Genomic DNA, 15,000 nt, shown 5'->3' on the forward strand with positions numbered 1-15,000 from the left:
ACCCGAGCCGCCACGGGCCGCTCCCTCACTCGGTGTGAATCCCATGATCATCTCGGCCTCTACCGACTACCGCGCCGCGGCGCAGCGCAAGCTGCCCCCGTTCCTCTACCACTACATCGACGGCGGCGCCTACGCCGAATACACGCTGCGGCGCAACGTCGAGGACCTGGCCGGCATCGCCCTGCGCCAACGGGTGCTGAAGAACATGTCCGAACTCAGCCTGCAGACCGCGTTGTTCGGCGAGACGCTGGCCATGCCGGTGGCGTTGGGCCCGGTGGGCCTCACCGGCATGTATGCGCGGCGCGGCGAGGTGCAGGCGGCACGGGCGGCGGCGGCCAAGGGCATCCCCTTCACCCTGTCCACCGTATCGGTGTGTCCCATCGAGGAGGTGGCGCCCGCCATCGACCGGCCGATGTGGTTCCAACTCTACGTGCTCAAGGACCGCGGCTTCATGCGCAACGCCCTGGAACGCGCCAAGGCGGCCGGGGTGACCACCCTGGTATTCACCGTGGACATGCCCACGCCCGGCGCCCGCTACCGCGACGCCCACTCCGGGATGAGCGGCCCGAACGCCGCCCTGCGCCGCATGCTCCAGGCGATGACCCACCCTGCCTGGGCCTGGGACGTGGGCCTGCTGGGCCGGCCCCACGACCTCGGCAACATCTCCACCTACCGAGGCAACCCCACGGGCCTGGCGGACTACATCGGCTGGCTGGCCGCCAACTTCGACCCGTCGATTTCCTGGAAGGACCTGGAGTGGATCCGTGACTTCTGGGAGGGCCCGATGGTGATCAAGGGCATCCTCGATCCGGAGGACGCGCGGGACGCGGTGAAGTTCGGCGCGGATGGCATCGTGGTCTCCAACCACGGCGGTCGCCAGCTCGACGGCGTGTTGTCCAGCGCACGGGCATTGCCGGCCATCGCCGACGCGGTCAAGGGCGAGCTCAAGATTCTCGCCGACTCGGGCATTCGCACCGGCCTGGACGTGGTGCGGATGATCGCCCTGGGCGCCGACAGCGTGTTGCTCGGGCGTGCCTTCGTCTACGCCTTGGCGGCGGCCGGCGGTGCCGGCGTGGCCAACCTGCTGGAGCTGATCGAGAAGGAAATGCGCGTGGCCATGGTACTGACCGGGGCCAAGTCGATCGACGAGATCAGCGCCGAGTCGCTGGTCCGCGAGCTGCCCGTCGCCCAACCCGCGTAGGCGGCGGACGAAAAAGTGCCCGCCTCGCCGCGGCATCGTTGAAAACCGGTTCGGCACGCCCGCCGCTGCTTCGCGGGCTCGCCCCGCGCGGCGTCGCCCGGCGGCTTTCCGTGCGGGACCCGGCAGGTCGAACACCGGCCACTGAACACCCGACGGGCCGCTCGAACGGCCCGCGGCAACCGATGATGACAGGGAGATACCCATGAGCCTGCCCGCCGCCTTCCTGCGCGCCGCGGAGCGCCTGATCCCCGCGCAGCGGCGTTTCGACGACCCGCTGTCGACCCTGGCCTTCGGCACCGACGCCAGTTTCTATCGCTTGATTCCGAAGCTGGTGGTCCGCGTCGAATCCGAGCATGAGGTGGCCGAGCTGCTGCGCCTGGCCCACGCCGAGCGGGTCCCGGTGACCTTCCGCGCCGCGGGCACCAGCCTGTCCGGCCAGGCGATCAGCGACTCGCTGCTGATCGTCCTCGGCGATAACTGGAACGGCCGGGAAATCCGCGACAACGGCGCGCGGATCCGCCTGCAACCCGGCGTCATCGGCGCCCAGGCGAACGCCTGGCTGGCGCCCTTCGGTCGCAAGATCGGCCCCGATCCGGCGTCCATCAACGCCGCCAAGATCGGCGGGATCGTCGCCAACAACTCCAGCGGCATGTGCTGCGGCACGGCGCAGAACAGCTATCACACCCTGGCCGGCATGCGCCTGCTGCTGGCCGACGGCAGTGTGCTGGACAGCGAGGACGCGGCCAGCGTTGCGGCCTTCCGCGCCCGCCACGGCGCGCTTCTCGAGCGCCTGGCCGAGCTCGGCCGGCAGACCCGCGCCAATGCCCCGCTGGCGGCGAAGATCCGTCACAAGTACCGTCTGAAGAACACCACCGGGCTGTCGCTCAACGCCCTGGTGGATTACGACGAGCCGCTGGATATCCTCACCCATCTGCTGGTCGGCTCCGAAGGCACCCTCGCCTTCATCAGCGCCGTGACCTACGACACCGTGCCGGAACACCCGCACAAGGCCACCGCCCTGGTGGTATTCCCCGACGTGGAAACCTGCTGCCTCGCGGTGCCGGTGCTCAAGCAGCAGCCGGTCTCGGCGGTGGAGCTGCTCGACCGTCGCAGCCTGCGCTCGGTGCAGGACATGCAGGGCATGCCGGACTGGGTGAAGGGGCTGTCCGCCGGCGCCTGCGCCCTGCTGATCGAATCCCGGGCGGCCAGCGCCAGCTTGCTGCACGAGCAACTGGGTTTGATCATGGCCAGCCTGGCGACCTTCCCGGTGGAAAAGCAGGTCGACTTCAGCCAGGACCCCAAGGTTTACGAGCAGCTCTGGCGCATCCGCAAGGACACCTTCCCGGCGGTCGGCGCGGTGCGCGAAACCGGCACCACGGTGATCATCGAGGACGTGACCTTCCCGGTCGAGCGGCTCGCCGAGGGGGTCAACCGCCTGCTGGAGCTCTTCGACCGCCATCGTTACGACGAGGCGATCATTTTCGGCCATGCCCTGGAGGGCAACCTGCACTTCGTCTTCACCCAGCGCTTCGACTCGGCGGAGCAGGTGCGTCGATACCAGGGGTTCATGGACGACGTGGCGCAATTGGTGGCCATCGAGTTCGGCGGTTCGCTGAAAGCGGAACACGGCACCGGCCGTAACATGGCACCCTTCGTCGAGCTGGAATGGGGCCAGGAAGCCTATCTGCTGATGTGGCAGCTCAAGCACCTGCTCGATCCGCGCGGCATCCTCAACCCGGACGTGGTGTTGTCGGAAGACCCGCAGATCCACCTGAAGAATCTCAAGCCGATGCCGGCCGCCGACCCCATCGTCGACACGTGCATCGAATGCGGCTTCTGCGAACCGGTCTGCCCGTCCAGGGGGCTGACCCTGAGCCCGCGCCAGCGCATCGTCATGTGGCGCGATATCCAGGCCAGGCGCCGTGCCGGCGAGGACACCCAGGTCCTGCGCGACGCCTACCAGTACCAGGGCATCGACACCTGCGCCGCCACCGGCCTCTGCGCCCAGCGCTGCCCGGTGGGGATCAACACCGGCGAACTGGTGAAGAAACTGCGCGGCGAGCAAGCCCATCACGCGGGCACCGCCGGTTGGCTCGCCGGTCATTTCGCCACGGCCTTGCGCGGTGCCCGCCTCAGCCTGATGGCCGCCGATGGCGTGCGCCGGGTGCTCGGGGCACCGCTGCTGGCCGGGACCAGCGCCAGCCTGCGCAAGCTCTCGGGCAACCGCCTGCCGCAGTGGACACCGGCCATGCCCCAGGCGGCCCGGCCGATCCACATCGACCGCTCGCGCCTCGACGCGCGTCCACGGGTGGTCTACCTGGCCGCCTGCGTTTCGCGGGCCATGGGCCCGGCGGCGTTCGACGCGGAACAGGTCCCGCTGATCGAGAAAACCCGCAGCCTGCTGGAAAAGGCCGGCTACCAGGTGGTGTTCCCGGCCAACCAGGATAGCCTGTGCTGCGGCCAACCCTTCGCTTCCAAGGGCTACGGCGAACAGGCCGATGCCAAGCGCCAGGAACTGCTAGACGCCTTGCTCGAAGCCAGCCGCGGCGGCCTCGACCCGATCTACTGCGACACCAGCCCCTGCACCCTGCGCCTGTTGCAGGACGGCCTGGATCCGCGGCTGACGCTGCACGATCCGGTGAAGTTCATCCGCACCCACCTGCTCGACCGCCTGGAGATCACCCCCCAGCAATCGCCCATCGCCGTGCACGTTACCTGCAGCACCCAGCACCTGGGAGAGAGCCAGGGGCTGATCGACCTGGTGAAACGTTGCTGCACCCAGGTGGTGATCCCGGAGGGCATCCACTGCTGCGGTTTCGCCGGCGACAAAGGGTTCACCACGCCAGAGCTGAACGCCCACGCGTTGCGCAGCCTGAAGGATGCGGTGCAGACCTGCGGCGAGGGGATTTCCACCAGCCGGACCTGTGAGATCGGCCTTAGCCACCACGCCGGTATCGACTACCACGGGCTGGTCTACCTGGTGGATCGAGTCAGCCGTGCCAAGGCGCCCTCATTGGACTGAACCCTCGCCGACGAACGGGAGTCCATTTCTATGAGCCCGCCGGTCGGGCTTATTCGACTCGGATGCCGCCGATCCCTCAGTCCATCGAGAGGACTTTTCCGAGAGCCAAAGGACGATGAGAGGACATACCGATGAAACGTACCGCCCTGTTGATCACGGCCGCACTGATGGTATCCCCGGTGTTCGCCGCTGAGGATCTTTGCGCGCTGAACCTGCAAAAGATCGAAGACACCAAAGCCACCAACCCCATCTTGGGCGACCCGCTCAAGGAGCAAGTCGCCGACCTCGAGAGCAAGGCCAAGAAATCCCAGGCCGCCGGCGACCTCGAAGGATGTTCCAGCTCCGCCCAGCAAGCCCTGACGCTGCTGGAGAAGAGCACCGAGGGTGGCGGTGAAGGCGATAACTGATCGCGCCCCGTTCGAAAAAGGCCAACTCCGGTTGGCCTTTTTTTCGCCCGCGAAAACACCAGGCAATGGGTGTACAGCCCGAGGAAGGGTTCAGCCACTGCCCAGCAGCGACAGCGCCATGCGCCGGATGTGATGCAACTCGACCGGTTTGATCAGGCAAGCCGACGCGCCGCGCCGCTGCGCCTCCTCCAGATCGGTGGGGTCGGCGGCTTCGCTCACCACGATCACCGGCACACCGTGCAGGCGCGGATCGCGGCGCAGCGCGTCGAGCAATTCGAAGGCGCTGTCGCCGGGCAGATCCAGGTCCAGCACCAGCAATCCCGGCACGCTCCGCTGCAACGCCTCCAGGGCCTGGGCGACCGAGACGGCGTCGCTGACCTCGGCATAGTCCTTCAGGCCCTCCTGCAAGACCCTCATGCACACCGGCTGCTCCTCGACGCAGAGCACTTCCGCCAAGGGCCGGTTCAACCGAGCGGCGTCGGGCGGAGCGATCGTTCCAGCCGGTATCGCGGCGCTCGGCAATTCGATCCAGAAACGGCTGCCGACGTTTTCCGCGCTGCTGTAGCCCACCTCGCCGCCCATCAGTTCGGCCAGTTCCCGCGACAGCACCAGGCCGATGCCGGTCCCCGGAATGATCGAATTCTCCCGCCCGAGGCGCTGGAAGGGCTGGAACAACTGCGCCTGCTGCTCGGCGCTCAGGCCGTTACCGGTGTCCTCCACCCACAGCCGCACTCCGCCCGGACGCAGTTCGTAACCCAGGCGCACCAGCCCGCGCGCGCTGTTGTACTTGACCGCGTTGGAGAGCAGGTTGAGCAGGACCTGACGCAGGCGGCGCGCATCGGCCATTACGTAGAGCGGCGGATGCGGCAGTTCCATGGCCTGCAATTGCAACTGACGCGCCTGCAACTCCGGCTGGATCAACTCGGCGCAACCGGTGAGGATCGGGCCGATGTCCACCGCCTCCAGGCGAAGTTTCTGCCGGCGGTTCTCGATGCTGGACAGGTCGAGGATGTCGTCGACCAGGGAAGTCAGGTGGCGGCTGGCGTTGACGATTTCCCGCGCGTACTCCGACTCCACGCACCCCGACAGCGGGTCGCGCTCCTCGGCCTCCATGGCGATCAACTGGGCGAACCCGTGGATCGCGTTCAATGGCGTGCGCAACTCGTGGCTCATGCTGGAGAGGAAGCGGCTTTTCGCCTGGCTGGCGGCCTGGGCCTCCTGGCTGGCCTGGCGCAGTTCCTCCTCGACCTGCTTCAGGCGGGTGATGTCCACGTGCGTGCCCGCCATGCGCAGCGCCTTGCCATAGGGATCGCGGTCCATCACCTTGCCGCGGCTGAGCAACCAGGCATAAACGCCTTCGGCGTCGGCGAAACGGTACTCCGCATCGAACTCGCCCTCGTCGCCTTCCATGAACGCATGCCGCATGCGCCGGACGCGGTCGAGGTCGTCGGGATGCACGCGCTGGTTGAATTCGGTGAAGGTCAGGGTGTCGCTCTGCAGGCCGAAGCGCTTGACGAAACGGCCGCTGATCTTGAAGCGCAGGGAGCGCGCGTCGATTTCCCAGATGCTCTCGGTGGTGCTTTCCAGCACCAACTCCAGGTTGCGTTGCGCCTCGCGCCGCTCGAGCTCGCTCGCCTCCAATTGCTTGCCGGCCTGACGTACCGCCTCGGCCATGGCGCTCAGCTCGGTGATCGGCGTTTCCGGCACCGCCGGCCGATAGTGGCCCTCGCCGATCGCCCGCATCATCGCCCCGATGCCGGAAATCGGCTGGGCCAGGGCATCGCTGAGGCGTCGCGAGCGCGCCCACATCCAGGCGAAGAACAACGCGTAGAACAGCACCAGACCGGCGATCAATACGTAGCCGATCTGCTGGTAGCGCTGCGCCAGGGTATTGGTCTCGTGGAAGATGTCGGCCTCGTCCACCACCATCAGCAGGTGCCAGCCGGTCTGGGGGATCTCGCTCCAGGCCACCAGTTGCTTGCGGCCACCGAGCAGCACCTCCTGCACGTTGCTGCCGCGCTTGGTCGCCATCGCCTGCAACAGCGGCTGCATGCCGTTGCGCCGCGCCAGGTTGAAATCCTCCGGCTTGAGCACTTCGCGGCGCACGGCCTCGGCGTAGGAGTAGCTGGTCAGCTCGCGCAGGGCGAAGTCCTGCTCGCCGGCCTCCGGCAAGGCCATGATGTTGTTGTCGCGGCTGACCAGCATCGCGTAGCCCTGCCAGGGCACCGCCAAGTGGCTGATCTCGCTGAGCATCTGCCCGACGGTGATGTCGAGGCCGACCACGCCTTCGAGAAAATCGCCGCGGTAGATCGGCGCGATGGCCGACATCATCCAGCCCTGCCCGGCAGGATCGAGATAGACATCGGTCCAGACCAACCGGCGCTGCGGGTTGTGGCGGGCATCGGCGAGGTAATAGAAGTTGTAGTTCGGTATCACCATGTCGTGGGGATACTGCTCGAGGGGCGCGAAGAATGGGTAGATGCGGTTGTAGCTGTCCCAACTGTTGTAATACACCGCCGCCACCAGCGGGTTCGCCGAACGGATCGAACGCATCAGCGGATCGACCTGGGACAACCGCAGCGCCTTGTCACGATCCTGTTTCTCCAGGGGCGTGCTGTTGGCGTAGAAGGAGGCGGCGCGACCGTCGTCGCTGTGGCTGTAGAACACTCCGTCCGGGCTGAGGGTATGGCGCGCGCGTTCGATGGCATCCGGCTGGAAGCGGGTGTCCTGCAGGGCATTGGCGGTGGAGTCGCGGTAGATGCTCACCTGCGCTTCGATGCTTTCCAGGCGCCCGGCGATCACCTGGCCTTCCCGTTGCGCGGCGCTGGCGAGGTCCTGCACGGCGTTGCGCTGCAGGTAGTCCAGTTGGGCGTCGCGAATCGCCCCATTGCTGAACAGGTAAACGCCGATCAGCACCGACTCCACCAGCACCAGAGGAATCAACGCGCTCTGCACGAAGGCACGCCAGATCCACTGGCGCAAAGCTTTACCCGACTTGCGCGACATCGAAACGCTCTCCAGGACTCGCGGAATCAAACAGCAATCATATAGACCATTGCGGCGAAAGGCAGAGTCGACGTTGCAGAACCTTTGCCGTACACTAGCCCACGGTGCTTCGAGCACCGTTTTGGGGCCGATTAGGATTCGACGCCGGTAACAAAACTTGAGGGGCATGCCGAGCTGGTAGCAGAACTCGTAAATTCGCTGCTGCAAACTTATAGTTGCCAACGACGACAACTACGCTCTAGCAGCCTAAGTGCCGCTAGCTGTCCATAGGGGATGCCTGTAAACCCGAAGATTCTGGACAGTCAGATAGAACAGGATCGCCGCCAAGTTCGCTGTAGACGTAACGGCTAAAACTCATACAGCTCGCTCCGAACGCCCTGCCACTCGGGCCGTGAGGAGTTAACTCAGTAGAGATGGCTACGCATGTAGAACCAATAGCGGAGAGCTGGCGGACGGGGGTTCAAATCCCCCCGGCTCCACCATTTAGTCTTCCCAGGAAGACCCATAAAAGCCGTAAAGCCTAGAGAAATCAAAGCTTTACGGCTTTTTTCTTGCCCGCGTTTTCCCACCTAATCCCAGTGCATCCCACGGTTGACGGGGGCATATATGGGGGCATAAAACGCTCATCAGCTCGCTCGGAGAGGATGTGCCCCCAATGCCCCTGAAAGACACCAACTGCCGCAACGCCAAGCCCCAGGACAAGCCGTACCGCTTGTATGACGAACAGGGCTTGTACCTAGAAGTACAGCCCAATGGAGGCCGTTACTGGCGCTTGAAGTACCGCTTTCTGGGAAAGGAAAAGCGCCTGGCGCTTGGTGTTTATCCTGAGGTCGGCCTGCAGGAGGCGCGGCGAAAACGTGATGATGCCCGTGTCCAGCTCGCCAGCGGCCAAGACCCTTCATTGCAAAGACGCATGGCCAAGGTGGTCAGTCAGCTCGATCACCAGCACACCTTTGAGTCGGTTGCCACGCAGTGGCTGAGTATTCGCGAGTCCTCCTGGGACCCGGAGTACACCCGCACGGTGCGGCAGCGCCTTGAGCTCAATGCCTACCCCTGGCTGGGAAAACTCCCGATCAGCAGCATCAGCACGCCCATGCTGGTAGAAAATCTGCAGCGCATCATCAAACGCGGTGCTCGCGAGACGGCGCGTCGTGTTGCCCAGATCTACAAACAGATTTTCGAGTTCGCCGAAGCTGCCGGCATCACCCCACCCCACCAGATCGGGAATCTCTCGCGTACTCTCCCAGCCAAGCGGGTGAAACACTTTGCTGCCGTGACCGACCCTGAAAAGCTCGGCGCTCTGCTTAAAGCACTGGATAGCTACAGCGGAACGATGCCTGTTTGTTGTGCGTTAAAACTGGCTCCGTTGCTGTTCTGCCGACCCGGAGACCTTCGACACATGGAATGGTCGGAGGTCAATCTGGATGCTGGCGAATGGCTGATTCCCGGCCACAAGATGAAAGGGCTCACTGTCACCAAACAGGATCGCCCGGATCATTTGGTTCCCCTAAGCCAGCAAGCAATCGCTGTTCTGCGCGAGCTGAAACCACTCACCGGCAGACATCGGTACGCCTTCCCCTCGGCACGAGGAGGCGACCGACCGATGTCCAACAACGCCGTCCTCAGCGCACTACGCCGCATGGACATTAGCGGCGACGAAATGACAGGGCACGGCTTTCGTGCAACAGCGAGAACCATAGGTGCTGAGGTGTTGGGGTTCCGCCCAGACCTCCTCGAGCATCAGCTTGCTCACACGGTAAAAAATCCGCTGGGACGTGCGTACGACCGAACCTCATTTCTGCCAGAGCGACGCGACATGATGCAGACATGGGCCGACTATTTGGACTCGATAAAACTGAATGCGCGCTCATGCCATCAGCCGGCCCCTTCAAGCCAGTACAAGCAGCATCGCTTCGCATCAGTACGGGCTGAATTGCTAAACTGCGCGAATTTGGCGTCTGCAATGCGCCACGCGTAGTTCAAAAGGAATTCCTGCCGATGTCAGCCTTATCAGCCTTGCTCAATACCTACCGTAGCGCTTCTGTCACCGAACGCGAAAAAGGTACTTACTTTGAAGAGCTGGTTTGCACTTACCTGCGCAACGAAGCCACCTACCGCGACCTGTACGACAAGGTATGGACATATGCGGAATGGGCGAAGGAGCAAAGCCTCAGCGGCAAAGATGCGGGCATTGATTTAGTGGCTCGCGCCCAGGGCACCGGCCAATACCACGCTATCCAGTGCAAGCTGTATGCCGAGGACTACAAAGTCCAGAAGAAGGACATCGACAGCTTCTTCACCGCCTCGGGCAAAACGCCGTTCTCGCACCGCGTCATCGTTACCACCACCAACAACTGGAGCGAGCACGCCGAGGATGCACTGCAAGGCCAGCAGCCCCCAGTCAGTAAGATCGACCTACAAGCCTTAGAAGACAGCCAAATTGACTGGGCCAAGTATCAACCCAATCAGGCAGTCGCCCTCAAGGCCAAGAAGCAGCTACGCGATCACCAACAGACCGCCCTTAACGCCGTTGCCGCAGGCCTCAAGGAGGCCGAGCGTGGCAAGCTGATCATGGCTTGCGGCACCGGCAAGACCTTCACCAGCCTGAAGATTGCCGAGCAGCAGGCCGGCAAGGGCAAGCGTGTACTGTTCCTGGTGCCCAGCCTGTCACTGCTATCGCAAACCCTTACCGAATGGACGCAGGAAAGCGCCACCCCGCTCCACAGCTTTGCCGTCTGCTCCGACAATGACGTAGGCAAGAAGCGAAAAACAGAGGATGACGCGGTTCAGGTGTTCACCCATGAACTGCGATATCCGGCCACTACCAAGGCAGATCGCCTCGCGGCAGAAATGCTCAAGCGTCACGATGCCGAACACATGAGCGTGGTGTTCTCCACCTATCACTCCATCGATGTGATCAGCCGCGCCCAGGCTGATCATGGCCTGGCCGCTTTCGATCTGGTGATCTGCGACGAAGCACACCGCACCACGGGTGCCACCTTTGGCGACGATGACGAAAGCAACTTTGTGCGCGTTCATGATGCCGACTACATCCGCGCCACCAAACGTCTGTACATGACTGCTACGCCGCGCATCTACGGTGACAACGCCAAGCTCAAGGCTGAGTCCGGCGAAGTTACCCTGTGCTCGATGGATGACGAAGCGCTCTACGGCAAAGAGCTGTTCGTCATCAACTTCTCCGAGGCCGTTCAGCGCGGCCTGCTCACCGATTACAAGGTGCTGGTACTCACCGTCGAGGAGAGCACCATCAGCCGCCGCCTTCAGGAGATGCTGAAGGACGAGAACAACCAACTCAAGGTAGACGACGCCGCCAAAATAGTCGGTTGCTGGAAGGCGCTGGCCAAGCAGGGATTGGCCGAAAACTTGGTGGGTGATGATCAGCCCATGAGACGCGCTGTAGCTTTTTGCCAGGTCATCTCGCCCAGCTACAAGGGCACCAAGCACAAGGTCAGCTCGATCAACATCGCCAGCATGTTCCAGTCGGTGGTAGAGGCTTATCAGGAGTCAGAAAACATCGATGAGGCCTCACGCATCATCTGCGAAGCAGCACACGTCGATGGCGGCATGAACGCCAGCGCCAAGGAAGCAAAGCTCAACTGGCTCAAGGAAGAGCCGCCAGCGAATACCTGCCGCATCCTCAGCAATGTGCGCTGCCTGTCTGAAGGTGTGGACGTGCCAGCGCTGGACGCCGTGCTCTTCCTCACCCCGCGTAATTCCCAGGTGGACGTGGTGCAGTCCGTTGGCCGGGTAATGCGCAACGCACCGGGTAAGAAGCGTGGCTATGTGGTGCTGCCAGTGGTCATTCCGGCCGGCATGGAGCCCCACGAAGCGCTCAATGATAACCAGACCTACAAAGTAGTCTGGCAGGTGCTTCAGGCACTGCGCTCGCACGACGACAGCTTCGACGCCATGGTCAACAAGCTCGACCTGATCGGCTCTGACCCGCGCAAGATGGAAGTCATCGCCATCACCGACAAGGCCGAGAAAAAGGCCAGGAAAGCTAGCGGCACGAGCAACGGCCAGGCAGGCAAAGGCCAGTACGGCATTGGTGAGAAACACGCTAAGTACGATGTTGAAGGCCAGATGACCCAGCAGGCCGAGCTGACCTACGAGGTCGGGGAAATCGAGAAGGCCATCTACGCCAAAATCGTCGACAAGTGCGGCAACCGCCACCACTGGGAAGACTGGGCCAACGACATCGCCAAGATCGCCCGCACCCATATCGACCGTATCCAGGGCATTTTGGAGAACCCTGAATATACCCAGGAGAGAACGACTTTCGATGCCTTCGCCGCAGAGCTGCGCGATGATCTCAACGACAGCATCAGCGATGGCGAGATCGTCGAAATGCTTGCCCAGCATCTGGTAACAAAGCCAGTGTTCGATGCGTTGTTCGATGAATACAGCTTTGCTAGTCACAACCCCATGTCCAAGGCCATGCAAGGCGTACTGGACGCGCTTCACGAACATCACCTGGCCAAGGAAGCCGATACCCTCGAGAAGTTCTACGCTAGTGTGCGTCAGCGTGCTGCCGGCATCGACAACGCCCAGGGTAAGCAGAAGATCATCGTCGAGCTGTACGACAAGTTCTTCCGCAACGCCTTCCCCAAGATGACCGAGCGCTTGGGCATCGTTTACACCCCAGTCGAGGTGGTGGACTTTATCCTCCACAGCGTCAACCACCTGCTGCAACAGGAGTTCGGCCAAACCCTGGGCAGTAAGGGCGTCCACATCATCGACCCGTTCACTGGCACCGGTACCTTCATCACCCGCCTGATCCAGTCTGGCCTGATCAAGCCGGAAGAGTTGCCGCACAAATACCGGCACGAGATCCACGCTAACGAGCTGGTACTACTGGCCTACTACATTGCCGCCATCAATATCGAAGCGGCCTACCATGGCGAAGTAATCGACGAGTACGCCCCGTTTGAGGGCATCTGCCTGACCGATACCTTCCAGATGTATGAGAAGGACGATTTGGTAGACGCGCTGTTGGAGGACAACAGCGCGAGACGTAAGCGGCAGAAGGATTTGGATATACGAGTGATTGTGGGCAATCCGCCGTATTCCATTGGGCAGGGTAGCCAGAACGACAATAACCAGAACGTCAGCTATCCGAGCCTAGATAGCCGCATTGAGGAGACCTACGCCGCCCGCTCAAATGCAACGCTCTCTAAAGGGTTGTACGACAGTTACATACGCGCCATTCGCTGGGCCAGTGACCGTATTGGAAATGCAGGTGTGATTGGCTTTGTTACTGGTGCGGGTTGGATCTCTACAAATACTTTTGATGGCCTGCGTAAATGCCTGGCCGATGAGTTTTCCAGCCTTTATGTGTTTCATCTGCGTGGTAACCAGCTCACCAGTGGCGAGACCTCACGTAAGGAAGGTGGCAAGATTTTCGGCAGCGGCAGCCGCGCCCCTATCGCCATCTCCCTGCTGGTCAAGAATCCCGACGCAAAGGCTCACGGTCAGATTTATTTCCACGACATTGGTGACTATCTCAGTCGTGAGGAAAAACTGGAGAAAATTGCAGGTTTCAGCAGCGTTGGCGGTATTGAGCAGTGGCAACAAATCCTCCCGGATGAGCACGGTGACTGGCTCAAGCAGCGCGACAGTAGCTTTAGCCAGTTCATCGTCATAGGTGACAAAAAGAGCGACTCGCCAAAGCTTTTTGATAATTTCTCGCTGGGCGTAGTGACCAACCGCGATGCTTGGGCCTACAACGCCAGTCAGGACAAGCTGAAAGCGAATATGAGTAGCATGATCGGCTTTTATAACTCCGAGGTGGCGCGTTTCAACGCGGCGCACCTTGCGCTGGATAGCAAGAAGCGGCAAGCAAGCGTAGATGGCTTTATTGATACCGATCCATCCCGTATCAGTTGGACGCGCGGTCTGAAACAAGAGCTGGCAAAAAACCGCACGTTTGAATATGAAGCTACCTCACTGACACCATCGCTCTACCGTCCATTTACCAAGCAATGGCTATATTTCAACCGTACTTTCAATGAGATGGTGCTCCAGATGCCACGCATTTTTCCCAATGCGGGTTCTAGGAATTTGGTGATCTGCTTGGCGGGAGCAGGCGCAAAGCACAGCTTCTGCTGCTTGATGGCCGACGCGCTTCCAAACTTAGGAATGGTAGATATTGGGGTTACCCAATGCTTTCCACTTTACCTTTACGATGAAGCTGCACAAGCCTCAAAAGATGACCTTTTTGCCGAACTTACTGAATGCGGTATGCGCCGCCGCGAGGCCATTACTGACATAGGCTTGGCTCACTTCCAAGCGGCCTATTCCGGCGAGCAGATCAGCAAAGAAGACCTTTTCTACTACGTCTACGGCATCCTCCATTCGCCTGATTACCGCGAGCGCTACGCAGATAATCTGAGCAAGGAACTGCCGCGCATTCCGGCAGTGAAGAAAGCCGCCGACTTCTGGGCTTTCAGCAAGGCGGGCCGCGCCCTTGCTGAGCTTCATCTGAACTACGAAACCGTCGAGCCATACCCACTGACCATTGAGGCCAAGGGCGCACTCACGAATGCCGATTACCTCGTAGAGAAGATGAAGTTCGCCAAGAAGGGCGACAAGACCACGGTCATCTACAACCACCGCATCACCCTCAAGGGCATTCCTGAAGCGGCCTGGGATTACGTGATCAACGGCAAAGCCGCACTCGATTGGGTCATGGAGCGCCAGGCAGTGCGCACAGACAAAGCCAGCGGCATCGTCAACGACGCCAACGACTGGGCCAACGAAACCATGGGTAACCCCAAGTACCCACTCGAGCTGTTCCAGCGCGTGGTCACCGTCAGCTTGGAAACCCAGAAAATCGTCAAGGCGCTGCCAAAACTCGATATCGGCACAGATGACTAGTTGAGTCCGGTAGAACGCTAAGCATTCAGTCAACTACTGCCTTGGTTGGGCCACCCTTTCCCAACCAAGGCAGAGCTTCTGCTGATTGCCAGCCCTGCATTCTCATGTTAAAAATTGTCCGTCCCAAGCGATCCCTATCGATCCGCAACGGTCCGCCACGTCGCTCTGGTAACGACGTTAAAAACTTTCGACTCGTTTGCATCCGCTGAACGGGCCGCATCAGCTGCCCTTGGCTGATTTGCGTATCTGGTCAGAACATTCGCAGTCCGTTCTGCCCCTAGAAGCCTTAGTGCCCTAGAACTTCTGTAGCCCACAACGACCTCCGACGCTACCGACCATAAATCTCGGAAACGCGCATATACCTATGCGTGTGGCAAATGCCCGTGCTCGCTATATAGCCAGCCGATATCCGTCTTTTACCCTTTTTAGCAGTAGTGCCGGAGGACACTGCCCCACGCCTCAGGACC

General features: G+C 61.6%; 6 protein-coding genes and 1 other RNA gene. 6 read left to right on the forward strand and 1 reads right to left on the reverse strand.

Annotation, left to right across the window (positions count from 1 at the left end; translation table 11 throughout):
- Positions 1-43: 43 nt before the first annotated feature.
- The 3 genes from lldD to OGL92_RS14940 all read left to right on the forward strand — a co-directional run bounded on the left by lldD (position 44) and on the right by OGL92_RS14940 (position 4,630).
- A complete protein-coding gene (gene lldD, locus OGL92_RS14930; protein WP_263144778.1) occupies positions 44-1,201 on the forward strand; it encodes an FMN-dependent L-lactate dehydrogenase LldD in 1,158 nt (385 codons plus the stop codon).
- Between the two features lie 202 nt (positions 1,202-1,403).
- On the forward strand, positions 1,404-4,223 hold the full coding sequence (locus OGL92_RS14935; protein WP_263144781.1) for an FAD-binding and (Fe-S)-binding domain-containing protein: 2,820 nt from the start codon (positions 1,404-1,406) through the stop codon (positions 4,221-4,223).
- A gap of 131 nt (positions 4,224-4,354) precedes the next feature.
- Positions 4,355-4,630 (forward strand): hypothetical protein, encoded by a 276-nt coding sequence (locus OGL92_RS14940; RefSeq protein ID WP_263144784.1) that lies wholly within the window; start codon positions 4,355-4,357, stop codon positions 4,628-4,630.
- 90 nt (positions 4,631-4,720) lie between these two features.
- On the opposite strand, the gene OGL92_RS14945 is transcribed toward OGL92_RS14940, so the two are convergent.
- The gene (locus OGL92_RS14945) at positions 4,721-7,636 is read right to left on the reverse strand and encodes an ATP-binding protein (RefSeq protein ID WP_263144787.1); all 2,916 of its coding nucleotides are present in this window, start codon (positions 7,634-7,636) and stop codon (positions 4,721-4,723) included.
- Positions 7,637-7,759: 123 nt separating this feature from the next.
- On the opposite strand from OGL92_RS14945, the gene ssrA reads away from it, so the two are divergent.
- The 3 genes from ssrA to OGL92_RS14960 all read left to right on the forward strand — a co-directional run bounded on the left by ssrA (position 7,760) and on the right by OGL92_RS14960 (position 14,533).
- Positions 7,760-8,118, forward strand: a transfer-messenger RNA (tmRNA) gene (gene ssrA / locus OGL92_RS14950).
- A gap of 173 nt (positions 8,119-8,291) precedes the next feature.
- Positions 8,292-9,614 (forward strand): integrase arm-type DNA-binding domain-containing protein, encoded by a 1,323-nt coding sequence (locus tag OGL92_RS14955; protein ID WP_263144790.1) that lies wholly within the window; start codon positions 8,292-8,294, stop codon positions 9,612-9,614.
- A 20-nt stretch (positions 9,615-9,634) separates the two neighbouring features.
- On the forward strand, positions 9,635-14,533 hold the full coding sequence (locus tag OGL92_RS14960) for a type ISP restriction/modification enzyme (protein ID WP_263144793.1): 4,899 nt from the start codon (positions 9,635-9,637) through the stop codon (positions 14,531-14,533).
- Positions 14,534-15,000: the final 467 nt, after the last annotated feature.

It is taken from the genome of Pseudomonas sp. RIT-PI-AD, assembly GCF_025642785.1.
In the GTDB taxonomy this organism is placed as follows: domain Bacteria; phylum Pseudomonadota; class Gammaproteobacteria; order Pseudomonadales; family Pseudomonadaceae; genus Pseudomonas_T.

Bases quoted from the DNA above. Each gene is read 5' to 3' on its own strand.
- OGL92_RS14960 (WP_263144793.1), top strand. From the start codon at position 9,635: ATGTCAGCCTTATCAGCCTTGCTCAATACCTACCGTAGCGCTTCTGTC.
- OGL92_RS14945 (WP_263144787.1), bottom strand. From the start codon at position 7,636: ATGTCGCGCAAGTCGGGTAAAGCTTTGCGCCAGTGGATCTGGCGTGCC.
- lldD (WP_263144778.1), top strand. From the start codon at position 44: ATGATCATCTCGGCCTCTACCGACTACCGCGCCGCGGCGCAGCGCAAG.
- OGL92_RS14935 (WP_263144781.1), top strand. From the start codon at position 1,404: ATGAGCCTGCCCGCCGCCTTCCTGCGCGCCGCGGAGCGCCTGATCCCC.
- OGL92_RS14940 (WP_263144784.1), top strand. From the start codon at position 4,355: ATGAAACGTACCGCCCTGTTGATCACGGCCGCACTGATGGTATCCCCG.
- OGL92_RS14955 (WP_263144790.1), top strand. From the start codon at position 8,292: ATGCCCCTGAAAGACACCAACTGCCGCAACGCCAAGCCCCAGGACAAG.